Source organism: Acidihalobacter aeolianus (assembly GCF_001753165.1).
Taxonomy (GTDB): Bacteria; Pseudomonadota; Gammaproteobacteria; order DSM-5130; family Acidihalobacteraceae; genus Acidihalobacter; species Acidihalobacter aeolianus.
On sequence record NZ_CP017448.1, the window covers coordinates 1964850 to 1984861 of the forward strand.

Annotated in this window: 20 protein-coding genes; 7 read left to right on the forward strand and 13 right to left on the reverse strand. The window is 61.6% G+C overall.

Translation table 11 applies throughout. The annotated features are described in order from the left end of the window. Positions 1 to 48: 48 nt before the first annotated feature. The gene (locus BJI67_RS08960; RefSeq protein WP_070072744.1) at positions 49 to 546 is read left to right on the forward strand and encodes a C40 family peptidase; all 498 of its coding nucleotides are present in this window, start codon (positions 49 to 51) and stop codon (positions 544 to 546) included. A gap of 6 nt (positions 547 to 552) precedes the next feature. Here BJI67_RS08960 and BJI67_RS08965 read toward each other — a convergent pair whose 3' ends face one another. Then, a complete protein-coding gene (locus BJI67_RS08965; RefSeq protein ID WP_070072745.1) occupies positions 553 to 1317 on the reverse strand; it encodes an IclR family transcriptional regulator in 765 nt (254 codons plus the stop codon). A 164-nt stretch (positions 1318 to 1481) separates the two neighbouring features. Between BJI67_RS08965 and BJI67_RS08970 the strand changes: the two genes are divergently transcribed. From BJI67_RS08970 to BJI67_RS17425, 3 genes are all read left to right on the forward strand, one after another. Then, positions 1482 to 3704 (forward strand): phosphoketolase family protein, encoded by a 2223-nt coding sequence (locus BJI67_RS08970; protein WP_083250999.1) that lies wholly within the window; start codon positions 1482 to 1484, stop codon positions 3702 to 3704. Positions 3705 to 3741: 37 nt separating this feature from the next. Then, positions 3742 to 5085, forward strand: a complete 1344-nt coding sequence (locus BJI67_RS08975) for a four-carbon acid sugar kinase family protein (RefSeq protein WP_070072746.1) — start codon at positions 3742 to 3744, stop codon at positions 5083 to 5085. 184 nt (positions 5086 to 5269) lie between these two features. Continuing rightward, the gene (locus BJI67_RS17425) at positions 5270 to 5536 is read left to right on the forward strand and encodes a hypothetical protein (protein ID WP_156782094.1); all 267 of its coding nucleotides are present in this window, start codon (positions 5270 to 5272) and stop codon (positions 5534 to 5536) included. 56 nt (positions 5537 to 5592) lie between these two features. Here the strand turns inward: BJI67_RS17425 and istB are convergent, their stop codons facing one another. Continuing rightward, positions 5593 to 6336 (reverse strand): IS21-like element helper ATPase IstB, encoded by a 744-nt coding sequence (gene istB / locus BJI67_RS08980; RefSeq protein ID WP_070071329.1) that lies wholly within the window; start codon positions 6334 to 6336, stop codon positions 5593 to 5595. A gap of 13 nt (positions 6337 to 6349) precedes the next feature. Further along, entirely contained in the window at positions 6350 to 7867 is a 1518-nt protein-coding gene (gene istA / locus BJI67_RS08985; protein ID WP_070071328.1) for an IS21 family transposase, read from the reverse strand. Between the two features lie 108 nt (positions 7868 to 7975). Here istA and BJI67_RS17430 point away from each other — a divergent pair, with 108 nt between their 5' ends. Genes BJI67_RS17430 through BJI67_RS08995 form a run of 3 tightly spaced genes read left to right on the forward strand, consistent with a single transcriptional unit; the run spans position 7976 to position 9752 of the window. Then, positions 7976 to 8449 carry a plastocyanin/azurin family copper-binding protein gene (locus tag BJI67_RS17430; RefSeq protein WP_156782095.1) on the forward strand — a complete coding sequence of 158 codons (474 nt, stop codon included), beginning with the start codon at positions 7976 to 7978 and terminating at the stop codon, positions 8447 to 8449. A 30-nt stretch (positions 8450 to 8479) separates the two neighbouring features. Then, a complete protein-coding gene (locus BJI67_RS08990) occupies positions 8480 to 8785 on the forward strand; it encodes a hypothetical protein (protein WP_070072747.1) in 306 nt (101 codons plus the stop codon). After that, on the forward strand, positions 8775 to 9752 hold the full coding sequence (locus BJI67_RS08995; RefSeq protein WP_070072748.1) for a hydrolase: 978 nt from the start codon (positions 8775 to 8777) through the stop codon (positions 9750 to 9752). The genes BJI67_RS08990 and BJI67_RS08995 overlap by 11 nt, the downstream gene beginning before the upstream one ends. Before the next feature lie 69 nt (positions 9753 to 9821). On the opposite strand, the gene pnp is transcribed toward BJI67_RS08995, so the two are convergent. The 10 genes from pnp to thrS all read right to left on the reverse strand — a co-directional run bounded on the left by pnp (position 9822) and on the right by thrS (position 19628). Then, positions 9822 to 11909 carry a polyribonucleotide nucleotidyltransferase gene (pnp, locus tag BJI67_RS09000; RefSeq protein WP_070072749.1) on the reverse strand — a complete coding sequence of 696 codons (2088 nt, stop codon included), beginning with the start codon at positions 11907 to 11909 and terminating at the stop codon, positions 9822 to 9824. Between the two features lie 30 nt (positions 11910 to 11939). Continuing rightward, a complete protein-coding gene (rpsO, locus tag BJI67_RS09005) occupies positions 11940 to 12209 on the reverse strand; it encodes a 30S ribosomal protein S15 (protein WP_070072750.1) in 270 nt (89 codons plus the stop codon). A 106-nt stretch (positions 12210 to 12315) separates the two neighbouring features. Then, a complete protein-coding gene (locus tag BJI67_RS09010; RefSeq protein WP_070072751.1) occupies positions 12316 to 12681 on the reverse strand; it encodes a MerR family transcriptional regulator in 366 nt (121 codons plus the stop codon). Further along, positions 12665 to 12961, reverse strand: coding sequence for an integration host factor subunit alpha (gene ihfA, locus BJI67_RS09015; RefSeq protein WP_070072752.1), 297 nt, complete (start codon positions 12959 to 12961; stop codon positions 12665 to 12667). Before ihfA ends, BJI67_RS09010 begins: the two co-directional genes overlap by 17 nt. 4 nt (positions 12962 to 12965) lie before the next feature. Further along, positions 12966 to 15347 (reverse strand): phenylalanine--tRNA ligase subunit beta, encoded by a 2382-nt coding sequence (gene pheT, locus BJI67_RS09020; protein ID WP_070072753.1) that lies wholly within the window; start codon positions 15345 to 15347, stop codon positions 12966 to 12968. 77 nt (positions 15348 to 15424) lie between these two features. Then, on the reverse strand, positions 15425 to 16435 hold the full coding sequence (gene pheS / locus BJI67_RS09025; RefSeq protein WP_156782211.1) for a phenylalanine--tRNA ligase subunit alpha: 1011 nt from the start codon (positions 16433 to 16435) through the stop codon (positions 15425 to 15427). 115 nt (positions 16436 to 16550) lie between these two features. Then, a complete protein-coding gene (gene rplT / locus BJI67_RS09030) occupies positions 16551 to 16913 on the reverse strand; it encodes a 50S ribosomal protein L20 (RefSeq protein WP_070072755.1) in 363 nt (120 codons plus the stop codon). 22 nt (positions 16914 to 16935) lie between these two features. Further along, entirely contained in the window at positions 16936 to 17133 is a 198-nt protein-coding gene (rpmI, locus tag BJI67_RS09035) for a 50S ribosomal protein L35 (protein ID WP_070072756.1), read from the reverse strand. A 41-nt stretch (positions 17134 to 17174) separates the two neighbouring features. Further along, entirely contained in the window at positions 17175 to 17696 is a 522-nt protein-coding gene (gene infC, locus BJI67_RS09040; protein WP_070072757.1) for a translation initiation factor IF-3, read from the reverse strand. Between the two features lie 15 nt (positions 17697 to 17711). Further along, a complete protein-coding gene (gene thrS / locus BJI67_RS09045) occupies positions 17712 to 19628 on the reverse strand; it encodes a threonine--tRNA ligase (protein ID WP_070072758.1) in 1917 nt (638 codons plus the stop codon). Positions 19629 to 20012: the final 384 nt, after the last annotated feature.

Sequence of the window (20012 nt, forward strand, 5' to 3'; positions counted from 1 at the left end):
CGCGGCTGCTAGACTGCCTCATATGAGGTTTCAACCGGTCACACGCTGATGCGGCGCCTCTCGCCCGCGATTCTGCCGTTTGCCTGCCTGCTCCTGCTCGGCGGCTGTGCGACGACGGAGCCCTATACGCACGAGGCGTATTACCCATCGTCCTCGGCCGGACCCGGCGACCGCGCCCACCTCGTACGACTTCTCCATGACGCGGTGGGCACGCCCTATCGTTACGGGGGCGACACCCCGCGCAGCGGCTTCGATTGCAGCGGCCTCGTCTACTGGAGCACCCGCATGGCGGGCTATCGGGGCGTACCGCGCACCGTCGAGCAGCAATATCGCGAACTGCGTCACGTACCGCTTCGCCGCCTGCGCGCCGGCGACGTATTGTTCTTCCGCTTCCGTCGCGCAGGACCCCCCTCCCACGACGGCATCTACATCGGTCACGGACGTTTCATCCACTCCCCCGCCACCGGCGGGCGCGTGCGCGTCGCCAGCCTGCACAATCCCTTCTGGGCCAGACACCTGATCGCGGCTGCGCGCCTGCCGGGTTAACGCCGCTCACGACGCCGGGGCAACGTAACCCAGCCGCTCCGATATCTCCCTGCCGGCATCGCGTACCAGCGCTATCCACGCATCGCGGCGCCGCTCGATCGGCGCGGACACAGACAGTCCTCCGACCACGCTGCCGGTATTGTCGCGAATCAGCGTACCGATGCAGCCCACCCCTTCCTCGGCCTCCTCGTCGTCGAGGGCAATGCCGCGCGCGTGACCCTCGGCCACCACGCTGCGCAGACGATCCACCGAAGTGACGGTATGGGCGGTATAGGCCGGCAGGCCGGTACGCTTCGCATAGGCCTGCAGAAACGCCTCGCCCAGTTCGCCGAGCATCAGCTTGCCGACCGCAGTGACATGCAGCGGTGCGCGGCTGCCGACGACCTGCTCCACGCGCATCATGCGCTTCGGGGCCGAGCGTTCGACGTAGATCACCTCGTCGCCTTCGCGCACCGTGAGATTGACGGTCTCGCCGAGCTGATCGCGCAGCCGGGCCATCACGTCGCGCGCCTCCTCGCGGATATCCAGGCCGCGCCGCACCCTGCCAGCCAGCTGCAACAGCTTGCGTCCGAGTTGATAGCGGCCGGCGCCGTCGCGCTCCACCAGTCCGGCATCGCCGAGTGAGGCGAGGATCCGATGCGCGGTTGACGGGTGCAGGCCCGTTTCCGCGCTCAGGATCTTGAGACTGACCGGCTCAGGCTGCGCCGCAATCGCATCCAGCAGTGCGGCCGAACGTTCGATGACCTGTATGGGATTGGAGGATCTAGTCATTTCGCATTGTGAAAACGATTATGTATTGCGGAATCACGGCATGAGTCCTAAGGTGATCGTATCGACCGTCGGCGCCAGCGTCGGCGGTTTTTCCGTTGCCGAATTATTTCACATTATGAAATCTAATTCGCAAGATGAAAAGTCATAAGACACCGGAGGCACTCATGAGCCGCACCACCGCCGAGATGGCATCGCACGACCTTCCCGCCTTTTGCGAGGGCATACGCTACCTCGGAAAACCCTGGCCGAATCTCGATCGGCTGGCGGATCGTGCGGCAATCGCCGAGGGTGAGCACGCGATCGCCGACGCGACCGACGAGAAGGCCGTCTACCAGACCTTGCTCGGCGCGGACGCATTGCGCTATGTCACGTTGCAGATGTGCGGCGCCAAGGGCTCGGGCCATCCCGGCGGTTTTGCCTCATCCGCGGAGGCGCATGCCGCGCTGTTGATGCTGGGACACACCAACATCGTCACCGAGGTGGGCCACCATGCCCCCGGTTTCTATTCCGCCATGTTCCTGGACGGCTCGCTCGAGACGATGGGCATCAGGACCATGCACGACATGATGGCGCGCTTCCGCGAACAACACGGTCTGCTCGGACACCTGTCCGGCGCCATCCCCGGCCTGCTCGCTCCCGCCGGCCCGCTGGGTCAGGGACAGCATTTCGCCATGGCCGGCGCCCTGCTGCATCGCGACACGCTGTTCCCGGTGACCATCGGCGACGGCGGCATGGGCGAACCCTACGTCCTCAACGCCATGATGCACTTCCATACCGCCTATCCCGAGGTCACCAACTTCCTGCCGACGCTGATCTGGAACGGCTACTCGCAGGAGCACCATTCCATGGTGTCCCTGCACAGCAATGCCCAGATGATCGATTACTGGCAGGGGCACGGCTTCGAGGAAGTCGTGCTGGTCGACGCCAAGGATTTCGACGATGCCGGGCAGCAGGGCGCCTTCGTCGACAGCAGCCGATTTTCCTTTTCCCAGCGACTGGCCTTCACCCGCGCGGTGCTGGAAGGCGTGGACAAGGTCGCCAAATCGGCCCTCGGCGGCAGCCTGACCGTGTTTATCATCAAGCAGCTGAAGGGCACCGGTGTGCATACGGTGGGTTCCAAGTCCCACAATCTGTATCCCGCGGACACCCTGGATGCCCAGCACATCATCGACGGCCTGACCCGTCGCGCCCTGCCCGCAGCCGCCTGGCAGATCGTGCGCGACAACTTCAGCCGCGCCGGCGGCGGTCCTGCCGTCAAGACCGTGGTCACCGAATTCGAACTGGACTTGCCGGCGCTGACATTGAAGATGCAGGCATTCGCCAAGGGCGACAAGGCGGTGCCCGCGACCGCCATGGGGGCGCTGGTCGCCCAGGTCGGACAGCAGGACAAGCGCTATGTGGTCACCAACGCCGACGGCAACGAGGCCTCGGCCATGAAGAACATCAACGATGCGCTCAAGATCCGCCATCCCACGGTCGACCCGCTGTACAACCAGGAACCCACCGGGCAGGTCTATGAACCGCTCAACGAGGACGCCTGCGCAGGGCTCGCCGCCGGACTCGCCCTGTTCGGTTCCCGCGCGCTGTGGCTGTCCTACGAGTCCTTCGCGATCAATGGCTGGCCGATCGTGCAGACCGTCGCCCAGGCCATGGCCGAGTTGCGCCGCAGGACGCCGTCGATGGTCGCGATGTTCACCGCCGGCGCGCTGGAACAAGGGCGCAACGGCTGGACCCACCAGCGCCCCGAGATCGAGAACTACTTCGCCGCCATGATGCGCAACGGCAATGTCTTTCCGCTGTTTCCCTGCGACGCCAACACGATCCAGGCCGCATTCGAATACGCAACGAACAGCTTCAACAAGTGTATGCCGATCATCGCCTCCAAGAGTCCGCTCCCGGTCTACCTGAACCTGGATGAAGCCCGCGAGGCGGTGCGCACGGGTGCCGCCCTGCTGCACGAATCCGAATCGACCGCAGGCAACAAGGGTACCGTCGTTTTCGCGGTTGCGGGCGACATGACCTTCCTGCCGGTATTCGAGGCCAGGGACGCGCTGGAGGAACAGGGTTACAAGGTGCGCATCGTCGCCGTGGTCAATCCGCGGCAGCTATACCGCCCGGCTGACGTCGCATGGGATACCGTATCGCAACCGGACGACGGTTTCATGGACGACCGCCGCTTCGACAGCCTGTTCGATGGCGACGTACTGATCGCGGTAAGCGGGGGGCCGTCCGCACCACTGGAGCCGGTGCTGCTGCGCTCGCGTGCTCCGCGCCGCGATACCGTCTGCTGGAAACGCGGCGAAACCACCGCGTCGCCGGGCGAAATCATGGCATTCAACGGCATCACCGCAGCGCGCATGATCGAACGCGTCAAGGCCCTCTCCTGAGACGGTCAAAGCACCGGCAGATGCGAGGAAACCGCGAGTGAACGATACCAAGATCATCGTGCTGGACGACGATCCGACCGGCTCGCAGACCGTGCACGGGTGTCTGCTGCTGACCCGCTGGGATGTCGCGACCCTGCGCGAGGGACTGCTGGACGATTCGCCGCTGTTTTTCGTCCTGACCAACACCCGCGGCATGACGGCCTCGCGCGCCGCCGCCGTCACTCGCGAGGCCTGCCTGAACCTGAAACAGGCACTGGCCGAACTGTCCGCCACCGGTCATTCCCTAAACCCCCTCCTGGTCAGTCGCTCCGATTCCACCCTGCGCGGCCATTACCCGGTCGAAACCGATGTCATCGCAGACACGCTCGGTCCGTTCGACGCGCACTTCATGATCCCCGCCTTCTTCGGGGGCGGGCGCATTACCCGGAACGGCGTGCACTACCTGATCGCCAACGGCGAGGCCGTGCCCGTGCACGAAACCGAGTTCGCGCGCGACTCCGTATTCGGCTACCGGCACAGCTACCTGCCCGACTACGTCGAGGAAAAGACCGACGGACGCATCCGTGCCGATCAGGTGGAACGCTTCACTCTGTCGGACATACGCGGCGACGTCTCGGTGCGCCTGCAGGGCCTGCACGGGAACGTCTGCTGCGTGGTCGATGCCGAAAACCAGGCCGATCTGAACCGCTTCGCCGCCCAACTGATGGAGGCTGCCGCCGCAGGCAAACGCTTCCTCTTCCGCAGCGCGGCCAGCCTGTTGACCGCGCTTGCCGCCCTGCCGGCGCAGCCGGTGCGCCCGGAGGAGATGTCAAGCTACGTTCGCGACGGCCGCGCAGGCGCGATCATCGTCGGTTCGCATGTCAAGAAAACCACACAGCAGCTAGAAGCCCTGCTGCACATGCCGCGTATCGAACCTGTCGAGGTCGATATCGACCGTATCGCCGATACACGCGACAGCCTGCTGGAAGACGTGCTGCGACGTTGTCGGGAGGCCCACGAACGGGCGCTCACACCGGCGATATTCACCAGCCGACAGGAACGCACATTTGCCGATCAAGCCGCTCGGTTGGCCTTTGGCGAGGAGGTCTCGGCCTTCCTCATGGATATTGTCCGCGATCTGCCGGAAACGCTGGGATTCCTGATCAGCAAGGGCGGGATCACCTCCAACGACGTGCTCAGCACCGGCCTGGCGCTGCGTACCTCGCGCGTGCTCGGGCAGATACTCCCCGGCTGCTCTGTCGTACGCTGTCCGGCAGACCATCCCCGCTACCCGCACCTGCCCGTGGTGATCTTCCCCGGTAACGTCGGCGATGAGTCCGCGCTGGCCACCGCCTATTCCCGATTGACAGGCCTGTCGCTTCCAACCTCTTCCGCAACGTGATGCCAAACGGGTCTCGACCCTGTATGATCGGCACCAGATAAGAAATAAGAAATACCTATATCTTCAGGGGATCTGATCAATCTTTACCGTGAAGCTTGATTATATTTTCTAATTAGAAAAGGCCAGGCAGCAACCTCGACAGCCTTCACCCCTAAGACAACAAAGCAACTGTATTAGGTGACCTATGTCCAACTGCCGCCACACCCAACTTGGCTGCACACCCTTGCGCACTGCCGCCACCATGTTGGTCCTCGTAGCCTTGAGTTTGCCCCAGGCCGAAGCCAAAAGCTTCGCATCACTGAGTTGGCTGCAAATTCAAGCGATTATGAAGACGGATATCGGCAGCGTTCAGCCCAATAAAGCCATTGTGTATCACAGCCCTCATCCGGTCGTAGTCGTCGAACAGGTTCTCCCTGCGCATTTCGTCGAAGGTGACCGCCGATTTCGGTGAACGTGACCGCTGCTCTCATTGGTTGCGCACTGGAGTGGTTTTTCTATCCTGAGCGGTCACGATCCGTCAACCGGAGCCTGGATCTTGCGCATGGACTCGCCGGTCAGGTTGAGTCGGTGTGAGCCGTGCAGGAGGCGGTCGAGGATAGCGTCGGCCAGGGTGGCTTCACCGAGGTAGTCGTGCCAGTGTTCGATAGGCAACTGGCTGGCGATCAGGGTGGAGCGTCGGCCGTGGCGATCCTCGATGACTTCCATCAGGTCGTTGCGCTGTGCGGTGTTGAGCTTTTGGATGCCCCAGTCGTCGAGGATCAGCAGGTCGGTTTTGAGGAGCTGGCCCATGAGCCGGACGTAGGAGCCGTCGCCGTGGGCGATGCGCAGCTGCTCGAACAGCGCCGGCAGGCGCAGGTAGCGCACCGACAGGCCGCGCCGGCAGGCCTGATTGCCCAGTGCGCAGGCGAGCCAGGTCTTGCCGCAGCCGGTCGGTCCGGTGAGGCACAGGTTCAGTGCCTGGTGTATCCAGTCGAGGCTGGCCAGTTGGGCCATGCGGGGCTTTTCCAGGCCCCGGCGGTGGTGGTAGTCGATGTCCTCGACGCAGGCCGGCACGCGCAGGCGGGCGGCCTTGAGCAGGCGGGTGAGGCGTCGGTTCTCGCGGTGCAGCACCTCGTGCTCGATGAGCAGGGCGAGGCGCTCGTCGAAGGACAGCGCATGGGTCTGGGGTTGGCCCTGTTGTTGCTCGAGGGCGGCGAGCATGCCGGTGAGGTTGAGGGTGCGCAGCTGTTGGCGGGTCTGTTGATTGAGCATGGCGTGGAGCTCCTCAGTGATAGTAGTTGGCGCCGCGGACATTGGCGTGCAGGGGCAGTGCCTCCTGGGCCGGGCTCTGATCGAGGGGCTGTTGGTCAAGGCCGCGGGCGAGGATCGACTTGACGCTCTGGTAACGGGCCGAGTCGATGGCCAAGGCTCGAGCGCAGGCCGCCTCCAGGCGCGCCGGGCGGTAACGCCGAGCGAGGCTGAGCAGCCCCAGGCAGGCGCGGTAGCCGTGCTCCGGATGAGGCCGGTCGGTCAGCTGGCGGCGTACCACCTCGGCCGTGCTGGGGCCGATCTGGCTCGCCCAGCGCAGGAAGCGCTTGGGTGACCAGTCACGGTGCACCTGATGGGTCTTGGGCATGTGCTCGGTGACGGTGACGTAGCGGCCCGGGCCGTGGTGGCGCGGATGCAGGGCCACGCGCTGACCCCGGTGCAGCACCTCGATCGTGGTGGCGGTGATGCGCAGGTCCAGCACCTGGCCGACCAGGGCATGCGGGACGCTGTAGCAGCGCTTGTCGACCTCGACGTGGTAGTCGATGCCGGGCCGGGCGCGTCGCCACTCGGCGTAGACGTAAGCCTCGCCCGGCAGCGGGCGCAGCGCGGGCCGATCGAGGCTCTCGAACAGGTCGCGACGGCTCTCGGTGCGACCCTGGAAGAGCCGCTCGTTCAGTTCAGGCAACAGCGCGGCGATGGCCCGGTTCAACTCGGCCAGCGAGAAGAAGCGGTGGTGGCGCAGCCGCGCCAGGATCCAGCGCTCGACCACCTGCACCGCCACTTCGACCTTGGCCTTGTCCTTGGGCTTGTAGGGCCGCGCCGGCAGCACGGCGGTGCCGTAGTGCGCCGCCATCTCGGCATAGGTGGCGTTGAGCTGCGGCGCGTAGCGCTCGGCGCGCTGAACCGCCGCCTTGAGGTTGTCCGGCACCAGCAGCGCCGGCACCCCGCCGAAGAAGCCCAGCATGCGCTGGTGGGAGGCGATCCAGTCGGGCAGCGACTGGGTCCAGGTAGCCTCGACATAGGTGTAGCTGGAGGCCCCGAGCACGCCGACAAAGATCTGTGCGGTACGCACCTCGCCGGTGTGACGGTCGACGATGTCGACCGTGGGCCCGCAGTAATCGATGAAGACCTTTTCCCCGGCCTGATGGTGCTGGCGCAGGCTGCGCTTCTGCCGCTCTCGCCACTGCCGGTAATGGTGACAGAACTGGGTATACGCGTACGCGCGCTCGCCGTGCGCGGCGCAGTACTCGGCCCAGAGCAGTTGCAGGGTCACGCCCTTGCGCTTGAGTTCCTGATGGATCTGGAAGCCGTCGGGGACGACGAACCGGCTCGAGGGCGCCTTGGCGGGAAACAGACGTGCCTCCAGGGCGGCCTCGTCCATGTCCGCAGGCAACGGCCAGGTGATGCCTTGAGCCCTGGCCAGGTTGACGTACTTGTTGACCGCGCCCTTGGACAGGCCGCAGGCGCGGCTGATCTGCGCGTGGCTGAGTTGGGCTGCGTATTTGAGGCGCAGCACCTCGATGACATGCTTCATTGGAATCCTCGCTGCCGGCACCGCTGTCTCCTTGAGTGAGCAAAGGAGCGCGGTTGTGCCGGAATAAGTGAAAGAATTCCAGTGGCTTGGATGAGATGACGGAGGAACGTGACCGCCGATTTCGGAAAAAGAGCCGAAATCGGTCACGATCAAACGAAATGGCCGGTCACGTTGATCCGAAACGGGCGGTCACGTTCGAGCGAAATGACCGGTCACGTTGCGCCGAAATACGCACTCCCTGGCTTCCCCTATCCAAGCTTCGAAGTGGACAATCAGAAGAACCCAACCTTGGTATTCACGCACGGAGCCAACATAACCTTCTATGTAATCAATACAAGCCAGGTTGCACCGCACAGCTTCGCTATCACGTCCGCCGCTCCACCCTATGCAATCGTCCCTGCCGACCATAGAGTCTCCCACCCGCAGGTAAATACGGGTGACCTGCCCATCCTTCCTCAATCAGGTCGCTACAGCTACGCGAAAGTCACCTGGACCGCACCCAACCCGGGGAGCTACTACTATCTGTGCATGTTCCCGGTACATGCGTCTTTTGGTATGTGGGGTAAAATCCAGGTTCGTTGACAATAACCGGGCCGCCAGGCCACGACATAGATGACCAGCGAATTCGACACGGCCGCACTTATACAGAAGCTACGCGAGTGGTCTGCAAGACCCGAAATCACGGCTCATAACTGGGCCCCCAGGCTGTTCTGGCAACCTGGATCAGACTCTCCATACGACCGTCTTCGGGTGGATGCGGCCGAGTTGGAGGTCTACTTTGCCGCACTGCTCGACGAGCCCTCCGTCTGCCGCGCGTTCCTCGACAGAACGCAAAATGGCCGCGGCGGCTTCCTGGTCGCCAATGCGCGCCGCCACGAACTGCCGTTGTTCTCCCGCATCGACCAGGATGGCATCTAAGTCGTTCCGCCCGGCATGGTGGCTGCCTGGGGGACATCTGCAGACACTTTGGCCGTTCTTTTTCTCGCGCGGCGAGGCACAAAGTTTCGAGCGCGAACGCCTGGACCTCGCGGATGGCGATTTCATCGATCTGGACTGGGACACGCAGGCGCCCTTAGACGGACCGCTGGTGCTCGTGCTGCACGGGCTCGAGGGATCGAGCGACTCCGCGTATGTGCGCCGTCTGCTCCCCCAACTTCGCAACTATGGCCTGCGGGCGGTGGTCATGCACTTTCGCGGGTGCAGCGGCGAATCCAATCGGCTGCGCCGCGCCTACCACGCCGGCGACAGTAGGGATCTGGACGAGGTCGTCGCGCGATTGCATGCACGCAACAGGGCACAACGCCCGGTATGCACAATCGGCTTTTCGCTGGGCGGCAATGTCCTGCTCAAATGGCTCGGAGAGACTGGAAGCGGAAATCCGCTGCAGGCCGCTGCGGCCATTTCCGTGCCTTTCGATCTGCACGCGGCCGCCGACCGCCTGGAACGGGGTTTGTCACGACTCTATCAAAGCTATTTGTTGCGCCCGCTACGCGCCGGCCAGCGGCGCAAACAACGCGAACGAGGGATCGCACCGCCACTCCCTATGGATGAACTCGATCGGATCCGCACGCTGCGTGTCTTCGATGACCGGGTGACCGCCCCGTTGCATGGTTTCAGCGGAGTTGACGAATACTACACGCGCTCAAGTTCGCGTCCCTGGCTTGCACATATCGCCACCCCCACGTTGCTCGTACACGCACGCAACGACCCCTTCCTGGGACCGAATGGCATTCCCTCGCCGGATGAGTTGTCTCCCAGCATTCTTTTCGAGTTGAGCGACGACGGGGGGCATGTGGGCTTCGTTAGCGGGCGTTACCCCTGGAAAACTGAACCCTGGCTGGAAAAGCGTATCGCTGAGTGGTTATCCGCCGCGACAAGGGTCTGAAAACGAAAAGGGGCCCGCAGGCCCCTTTTCGTTTATCCGTACGAACGGGTCGTCGGAATCGCTTTGCGATCAAGCAGCCTCGACGGCCTTCATGCTCAGGCGAATGCGCCCCTGCTTGTCGACTTCAAGTACCTTCACCCGCACCACGTCACCTTCAGCAAGCTTGTCGGAAACATTCTCCACACGCTCGTTCGAGATCTGTGAGATATGCACAAGTCCGTCTCGACCCGGCAGGATGGAAACGAAGGCGCCGAAATCCATGATCTTAACCACACGCCCTTCGTACACATGCCCGACCTCGACGTCGGCGGTGATCTCCTCGATGCGACGACGCGCTTCCTCGCCTGCGGCCTTGTCGACCGAAGCGATGCGGATGCTACCGTCATCATCGATATCGATGGTCGCGCCGGTTTCTTCGGTGATCGAGCGGATCACGCTGCCGCCCTTGCCGATCACGTCGCGGATCTTCTCCGGGTTGATTCGCATGGTGATGTAGCGCGGAGCATAGGCGGACATCTCGGTGCGCGGAGCGGCGATGACTTCGGCCATCTTGCCGAGGATATGAATGCGTCCGTCGCGTGCCTGTTCCAGTGCACGCTCCATAATCTCCCGCGTGATGCCGTCGATCTTGATGTCCATCTGGAGTGCGGTGACGCCGTTTTCGGTACCCGCCACCTTGAAGTCCATATCGCCCAGATGGTCCTCGTCGCCGAGGATATCGCTCAACACGGCGAAGCTGTCGCCTTCCTTGATCAGACCCATGGCGATACCCGCGACCGGCGCCTTGAGCGGCACGCCGGCATCCATCAGGGACAGGCTGCTACCGCAAACCGAGGCCATCGAACTGGAACCGTTCGATTCAGTGATCTCGGATACAACACGGATCACATAGGGGAAGGATTTCTCATCCGGCATGACCGCCTGGATACCACGCTTGGCCAGACGTCCGTGGCCGATTTCACGGCGCTTGGGCGAACCCACCATGCCCGTCTCGCCCACGCAGTAAGGAGGGAAGTTGTAGTGCAGCATGAACCGGTCGCGGCGCTCGCCTTCGATCGCATCGATGATCTGCGCATCGCGTTCGGTACCCAGGGTGCAGGTCACGATGGCCTGCGTTTCGCCACGGGTAAACAGCGCCGAACCATGGGTTCTCGGCATCACGCCGGTACGGATGGTGATGGGACGAACCGTCTTGGTGTCGCGGCCATCGATGCGGCGTTCGCCGGCCAGAATACGGCCACGCACGTGCTTTTTCTCGATTTTCGCAAAGGCGGTGACAACGGCATCCGCACTCGGGCCGTCGCCTTCGGTGACTGCGATCTCAGCGACCACGCGTTCGCGAAGCTCGCTGACACGCGTTTGGCGGGTCAGCTTCTCGGCGATCTGGTAGGCGGCCGTCAGGTCAGCCTCGCAGAACTCACGGACCTGCGACAGCAACACCTCGTCGGTCTGCGGCGGCTGCCAGTTCCAGGCCGGCTTGCCGGCCTCGGCGGCCAGTTCGCGGATGGCCTGGATCGCAGCCTGCATCTGTTCGTGACCGAACATCACGGCGCCGAGCATGACCTCCTCCGACAGCTCACCGGCTTCGGATTCGACCATCAGCACCGCATGTTCGGTACCGGCGACGACGAGATCCAGAGTGGATTCTTTGATCGCGGAATTGGAGGGGTTGAGCAGATAAGCACCATCGCGGTAACCGACGCGCGCGCAACCAATGGGGCCGTTGAACGGCATGCCGGACAGCGCCAGGGCTGCGGAAGCACCGATCATCGCAGGCACGTCCGGATCTACTTCGGGGTTCACAGACATGACCGTGGCGATCACCTGGACCTCGTTGTAGAAACCCTTCGGGAACAACGGGCGCAGAGGCCGATCGATCAGGCGGGAAGTCAGAGTCTCCTTCTCGCTGGGACGACCCTCGCGCTTGAAGAAGCCGCCGGGAATGCGGCCGGCTGCGTAGGTCCGTTCCTGATAGTTGACGGTCAGCGGGAAAAAATCCCGTCCGGGGATAGCCTGCTTCTGCGCGACTGCCGTGACCAGGACTACAGTATCGTCCATGTTGATGATGACGGCGGCATCTGCCTGGCGGGCGATCTCACCCGTTTCGATAACGACCGTACGGTCGCCGTACTGAAAGGATTTTTTAGTAGCTGGCACGTTCCATTCCTAAGCTGGGTGGCGGTGACGTTATCGGCGCAGGCCGAGCTCGCTGATCAAGGACTGATAGCGCTGCTGGTCCTTGCCGCGCAAGTAGTCGAGCAATTTGCGACGCTGATTCACCAGCTTCAGAAGGCCACGGCGAGAATGATGGTCGTGCTTGTGCGTGTTGAAATGCTCGGTCAGATAGCTGATCCGCGCGGACAGCAGCGCCACCTGAACCTCGGGCGACCCCGTATCGTTCGTGGCACGCTGGAATTTGCCAACGATATTGGCCTTGTCTTCCGTATTCAGCGACATCTAGTAACAACTCCCACCTGAAAAGACGGTTACACGTAGATAGAGGGCGGGCATTCTAGCACGCCTAACAATCGGAATAACATAGAAAGAAGCCAGGAAACGGCGATCAGCCGTCGAGGTGTTTGAGTTCCTGGAGCAATGACTCGAGTTCGGTACGCAACTGACGCACGATCTGCTGACTCTGGCTGCTATCAGCCTTCGATTCCGCACTCTCCAGCTTGAGCCTCGCGCCACCGATGGTATAGCCCTGCTCGTATAACAAACTACGTATCTGGCGGATAAGGATCACGTCCTGACGCTGATAATAACGGCGATTGCCACGCCGTTTTACAGGCTTGAGTGCCGGGAATTCTTGCTCCCAGTAACGCAGCACGTGGGGTTTCACATCGCAGAGCTCGCTCACTTCACCGATAGTGAAATAGCGCTTAGTGGGGATCGGCGGCAGCTCGCTGTTATTACTCGCCTCCAGCATAAGCCTCCACCCTTGCCTTCAGCTTCTGTCCCGGACGAAAAGTCACGACCCTGCGTGCCGTGATGGGAATTTCTTCGCCGGTCTTGGGGTTACGGCCAGGGCGCTGGCGCTTGTCGCGCAACGAGAAGTTGCCGAATCCGGACAGCTTGACCTCCTCGCCCTGTTCCAGTGCATCGCTCAGCTCCTGGAAGAACATCTCGACAAAATCCTTGGCCTCGCGTTTATTCAATCCCAGCTCTTCGAACAGGCGTTCGGCCATGTCCGCCTTGGTTAAAGCCATGGATTTACCCCCTTGGTGTCGCTCCGAGCCCGTCTTCGAGTGCCTTGAGAACCCGGCTGGTTATAGCGTCGATGGTCTGGTCCGTAAGATTGCTCGCAAACCCCTGTAAAATCAAGCCGAAAGCGATACTTTTTCGACCAGATGGTACACCTTTGCCGGCATATACATCGAACAACTGCAAATCCTGCAATTCCGCGATGTCCAAATCCTTGATCGTGGACAGCAAACGCTCCGCTGGGACGCTCTCATCGACAAGCACCGCAAGGTCGCGACGCGTGGCGGGAAAGCGTGACAGCGGCGCAAAACCGGCTACCCTACCCTCACGCAACGGCAGCAATCTCAGCTCAAATAAGCCGACCGTACGCTCAAGGCCCAAGGTTTTTTCGAGATCTGGACTCAACATGCCAACCCATCCAATTGATTCTCCAGCAAGTTCTATTCTTGCAGACAGACCTGGATGCAAGGCCGGATGACAATCAGCAATGAATACCGCTTCGCCAGAGCGCCCACCCAATGCTAGCAGAGCCTCCACATCCCCCTTGACGTCGAAAAAGTCGGTTTGACGGGCTTTTGCCGCCCACTGCAACGGTTCCACGGCACCATATACCGCACCACCTATCATAATTTCTTGTTCTTTTTCATTAGGTTGAGACAAAAACCTCAACCCAGTCTCAAATAAACGCCCACGCACCTGCTGACGATTGGCATTGTAAGCAAGCGCCTTGACCAGGCCCGGCCACAAACTCGGACGCATCACTGCCAGTTCTGCCGACAACGGATTGCTGAGTGCGATCGGCTCGACATCTGGAGCAAATGCACGTGCCAAGGAGGCCTCGATAAAACTGTAACTGATCGCTTCGCGGTAACCGCGTGCACACAGGAGCTCACGCAGCCGACCAACCTCAACCCGGCCCTCGGATTCCGCCACGATGCCCGGACGTACGGGCATATGCCGTTCGGGTATGTTGCCGTAGCCATGCACGCGCGCTAGTTCCTCGATCAGATCGACCTCGATGGACAGATCGAAGCGGTGCGATGGCGGCACGACATGCCACCCGTCAGTGGCCTCGCTGATGACACAGCCCAGCGCTGTCAGCATCTGCACAATCAGTGCATCCTCGTACGACACTCCCAACAACCGCTCAATGCGTGCTCGCCTGAGCGGGATTGGCGCGCGCACCGGCATATCGCTTTCCGAGCAAACCTCGTTCAAGGGGCCGGCCGTGCCACCTGCGATCTCGAGAATCAGCGCGGTCGCCCGCTCCATCGCGGTACGCTGCAACGCAGGGTCGACGCCACGCTCGAAACGATGCGATGACTCTGTGTGCAAGCCCAAGGAACGCGCCCGCCCGGTAATCGCATCCGGCGTGAAATAGGCGCTTTCGAGGAAGATATCCCGGGTGCCCTCCGCGACAGCGCTACCGGCACCTCCCATCACGCCGGCAATGGCCAGCGCATTCGCCTCATCTGCGATCACCAGCATATCGTCACGCAGTTCGACATCCTGCTCGTTGAGCAAACGCAGCAGTTCACCGGCTCGGGCCATACGCACGTGAATCTCACCCTGCAGGCGAGACAGGTCGAACGCGTGCATCGGTTGACCCAATTCGAGCATGACATAGTTGGTGACATCGACCACTGCACCGAGACTACGGATACCGCTGCGCCTCAGGCGTTCGCGCAGCCACAACGGCGACTGAGCATACGCATTCACACCCCGGATGACTCGACCGACATACCGCGGGCAGGCTGCCGGAGCATCAAGATGCACACCGTGCACCGCAGCACAGCCAGGTGGCACCTCCACGAAACCGATGGAACGCAGCGGCGTTGCCTCAAGTGCGGAAATCTCCCGCGCCACGCCCAACACGCTGAGGCAGTCGGCACGGTTCGGCGTCAGGTCGACTTCCAATATCGGATCATCGAGATCGAGCGCCACGCGCACATCGATACCTGAGAGGCTGTCCGCCGGCAACGGCAGCAAACCGTCGCTGGACTCGGCCAAACCCAGTTCGGCGGCCGAACACAGCATGCCGCGTGACTCGACGCCGCGCAGCTTCGCCGCCTTGATACGCAGATTGCCCGGCAATACGGCGCCGACCTTGGCAAACGGCACGTACATGCCCGATTCCACGTTGGGAGCCCCGCAAACAACCTGGGTCAAAACCCCATCCCCCGCATCGACCTGACAAACGCGCAGGCGATCAGCGCCAGGATGCGGTTCGACGGTTTTTACGAGCGCCACGACCACGCCGCTGAATTCAGGCGCTGCCGGCTCGATCCCGTCGAGTTCGAGACCGGCCATGGTCAAACGACGCCCCAGGGATTCGGCATCCAGGTTGAGTTCCGGCACCCACTCCTTTAGCCAATGCTCGCTCAAACGCATGCCTGTTCGCCTTGCTCAAATGTCAATTGATGATGCCAATGGGATACAACGAGTCGATATCGCCGTAATTGCACCGTTCAGCCGAACTGGCGCAGGAATCGCAAATCGTTGTCAAAAAACAGCCGGAGATCCGTGACGCCGTAACGCAGCAGGGCGAGACGCTCGACCCCCATACCGAAGGCGTACCCGGTGTAGCGCTCGGCGTCGATACCGACCTGCGCAAACACATTCGGATGCACCATTCCGCATCCCAGCACCTCGATCCACCCCGTATGCCCGCACACGCGGCAACCCTCGCCACGACAGTGAACGCACTCGATATCCACCTCGGCCGAAGGTTCGGTGAAGGGAAAGTAGGAAGGCCTGAAACGCGTGCGCAGGTCGTCCTGCTCGAAAAACGCGCGTAGGAAATCGCCCAGAACCCCCTTCAGATCGGCGAAGGTGATGCCCTCGTCGACAGCCAAACCCTCCACCTGATGAAACATCGGGCTGTGGGTCAGGTCGGAGTCGCAACGATAGACTCTGCCAGGGGCTATGACCCGTACAGGAGGGGCCTGATTTTCCATAACCCGCACCTGGACTGGCGACGTATGCGTACGCAACACTCGCCCATCGTCAAAATAGAAGGTGTCGTGCATCGCACGCGCCGGATGGTTGCGCGGGATATTGAGAGCCTCGAAGTTATGGAAATCGTCTTCGATCTCGGGGCCTTCCTCGGTCACAAATCCAGCCTGAGCGAACAGCGATTTGATGCGTTCGATGGTTCGAGTCAGGGGGTGCAGGCCACCAACCTCCTGCCCACGTCCCGGGAGGGTGACATCGACGCGTTCTGATTGGAGCCTCGCACGCAGGGCGTCCGATTCCAGCTCGCCGCGCCGCACCGCGATAGCTTCGGCAACGGCTTCCTTGACGGCATTGATCGCCAGTCCGGCCTCAGGTCGTTGCTCTGGTGGTAGCCGTCCCAGGCTTTTGAGCTGTTCGGTCAGCGCGCCCCTCTTGCCGAGATACTCGACGCGCAGCGCGTCCAGCGCCCCCAAATCGCCAGCACCGCCCACGCGGGACAGGGCCTCATGCTTCAACGCATCCAGCTCCACGCCATACGTCCTTAGCTCAAGCGTAAAACAAAAGGGGAAAGGCAGGCCTTTCCCCTTTGCATCCGAAACGGTACGCGCGACCGCATCACACGCGGCCGAGACCGCGGGTTCAGCCGGTGGTCAGGGCGGCCTTGGCCTGTTCGGCAATACGGCCGAACGCAACCAGGTCATGCACGGCCAGGTCGGCCAGCACCTTACGGTCGAGCTCGATGCCACCCTTGTTCAAACCATCCATCAAGCGGCTGTAGGACATGTCGAACTGACGCGCCGCAGCATTGATGCGCACGATCCACAGGGCACGGAACTGGCGCTTGCGCTGACGGCGGTCGCGGTATGCATACTGGGCGGCGCGGGTCACGGCCTGAGTGGCCACGCGGTACACGTTCTTGCGCGCGCCGTAATAACCCTTGGCCTTCTTCAGGACTTTTTTGTGTCTCGCATGAGCGGTGACACCACGTTTTACTCGGGGCATTCTCTATTTCCTCTCGCGCCGATCAGCTATACGGAAGCATGCGCTTGATGGCCGGCGTATCGCATGGAGCGACGAGGTCCATCGAGCGAAGATGACGCTTCCGCTTGGTGCTCTTCTTGGTCAGGATGTGATTGAGGTGCGACTGCGCACGCTTGAAACGGCCGGTAGCCGTACGCTTGAAGCGCTTCGCCGCACCACGATTGGTTTTCAATTTGGGCATTGCCTATCTACTCCACGTCTACTACTGGCGCAGGCTTCGGCCTACGACGTTTTCTTGGGGGCCAGCACCATCACCATCTGCCGCCCCTCCATTTTCGGCCGCTGCTCCACGCTAGCCAGCGCCTCGAGATCACCCTCCACGCGGGTCAGGAGTTGCATCCCGCGCTCCTGGTGGGCCATTTCGCGACCGCGGAAGCGGATGGTGATCTTGGCCTTATCCCCTTCCTCGAGAAAGCGCATCAGGTTGCGCAGCTTAACCTGATAATCGCCTTCTTCGGTACCAGGCCGGAACTTGACTTCCTTGACCTGCACCTGCTTCTGCTTCTTGCGGGCCTGGGCCGCCTTCTTGCTCTGTTCGAACTTGAACTTGCCGTAATCCATGACCCGGCAAACGGGTGGATCTGCGTTGGGCACGATCTCTACCAAGTCCAGTTCCGCTTCCGACGCCAAGCGCAAGGCCTCGTCAATGGACACGACTCCACGATTCTCACCCTCGGCATCTATCAACCGGACCTGGCGAACGGCAATTTCACCGTTCAGCCGTACGTTCTTCTGCGCGCTGATACGTCGCTCCTCCCATTACACTCGATGCCCGTTTGGCGCGGGCTCTTCCGCCAACCGCGCAACAAAGACTTCCAGGGGCATGCCACCTAGATCCTCGCCTTCGCGCGTACGGACGGAAACGGTTCGTTCGTCAGCCTCGCGGTCCCCGACAACCAATAGGAAAGGGACACGCTGAAGCGTGTGCTCGCGAATCTTAAAGCCAATCTTCTCGTTTCTCAAGTCGCAAGTCGCCCGATAACCCTGTGTACGCAGGGCTCGCGCAACTTCGCTGGCATACTCCGCCTGTCTGTCTGTGATGTTCGCGACTACCACCTGGACCGGGGACAGCCACAACGGGAAACGCCCCTCATGGTGCTCAATCAGGATCCCGATGAAGCGCTCCAGCGAACCCAGAATGGCGCGGTGCAGCATCACGGGCGTCTTGCGTTGTGAATTCTCGTCGATGTATTCGGCGCCCAACTTGAGCGGCATTTGATAATCCGCCTGTATGGTACCGACCTGCCACTCGCGCCCGATTGCGTCCTTGAGGTGATATTCGACCTTAGGACTGTAGAAAGCCCCCTCGCCCGGCAGTTCCTCCCAGTCGACGTTACAGCGGCGCAAAGCATTGCGCAGGGTATCTTCGGCCTTATCCCAATCCGCGTCCGAGCCGAGCCGCGCATCCGGGCGCAGCGCTATTTTCACGGACACGTCCGTAAAGCCGAAATCCGCATACACGCGCATGGCCTGCTCGTGGAACGCGGCGACCTCCTCCTCGATCTGTGCTTCGGTGCAGAAAATATGTCCGTCGTCCTGAGTAAAGCCGCGCACACGCATGATGCCGTGCAAGGCACCGGAGGCCTCGTTGCGATGGCAAGCCCCGAACTCACCGTAGCGCAACGGCAGGTCGCGGTAGCTGCGCAGGGCATGATTGAAGATTTGCACGTGCCCGGGGCAATTCATCGGCTTGAGCGCGTACTCGCGCTTCTCCGATTCCGTAAAGAACATGTGTTCCTTGTAGTTCTCCCAGTGCCCGGAACGCTTCCACAGCGAGACGTCCACGACCTGGGGGCTGCGTACCTCCTGGTAGCCGCAGGCGTCGTAGACGCCGCGCATGTAGCGCTCAACGGTACTCCAGATACTCCACCCCTTGGCATGCCAGAACACCATACCAGGTGCTTCTTCCTGAACGTGGAACAGATCCAGCTGCCTGCCGATGCGGCGATGGTCGCGCTTTTCGGCCTCTTCCAGCTGATGCAGGTAGGCCTTGAGGGCCTTCTTGTCCGCCCACGCGGTACCGTAAACCCGCTGCAGCATCTCGTTGCGGGCATCGCCGCGCCAATAGGCACCGGCCAACTTGGTCAACTTGAACGCCCCGAGCTTGCCAGTACTCGGCACATGCGGGCCGCGACAAAGATCGATGAAGTTGCCCTGACTGTAGAGCGAAAGCACCTCGTCGGCCGGGATATCCTCGATGATCCGGGCCTTGTACTCTTCGCCCATGCCGCGGAAAAAGGCGATGGCCTCGTCGCGCGGCATCTCACTACGATTCACCGGTAGATCCTGTTCGGCCAGTTCATGCATCCTGGCCTCGATGGCAACCACGTCCTCGGGGGTAAACGAACGCGAATAGGCGAAGTCGTAATAAAAGCCGTTGTCGACCACAGGTCCAATGGTAACCTGAGCTTCCGGGAAAAGCTCCTTGACCGCCTGCCCGAGCAGATGCGCGGTGGAATGCCGTATCACTTCCAGGCCATCCTCGTCCCTTGAAGTGACTATCGCGACCTGCGCATCCTCGGTGATGGTGTAGGAAAGGTCGACCAGACGACCGTCGACACGTCCGGCCAATGCTGCCTTGGCCAGGCCGGCACCGATATCGGCGGCGACGTCACCCACGGAAACAGGATGATCGAAACGGCGTTCGCTGCCATCAGGCAAGGTGATCACGGGCATCGCATTCTCCACGGGTGACCTATACGAGGGGCCACCAGGCATAAACAAAAGGCTGAAGCATCGCTGGCCATCACAGCCGGCGACACGACAGCCTTTTTCGAAACGTTGGTAGGCGCGATTGGACTCGAACCAACGACCCCCACCATGTCAAGGTGGTCCCTTAAGGCGCCTAACTCATTGAGGTCGCGTACAATACCGGCATTTTTAGTAGTCGTCAATTAGCTCAAAATCAGACACTAACAGCCATGCAAAAACAATAGCTTACTGCGTTGAATTAAATCAATGCTCGCTGCCATAACCCAATACAGATTCGGCCGTTATGTCGTTGTTCAGGTACTTCAGTTGGGCTTTTAAGCCTGCCCCACCTTAACAATTAAGCTATCA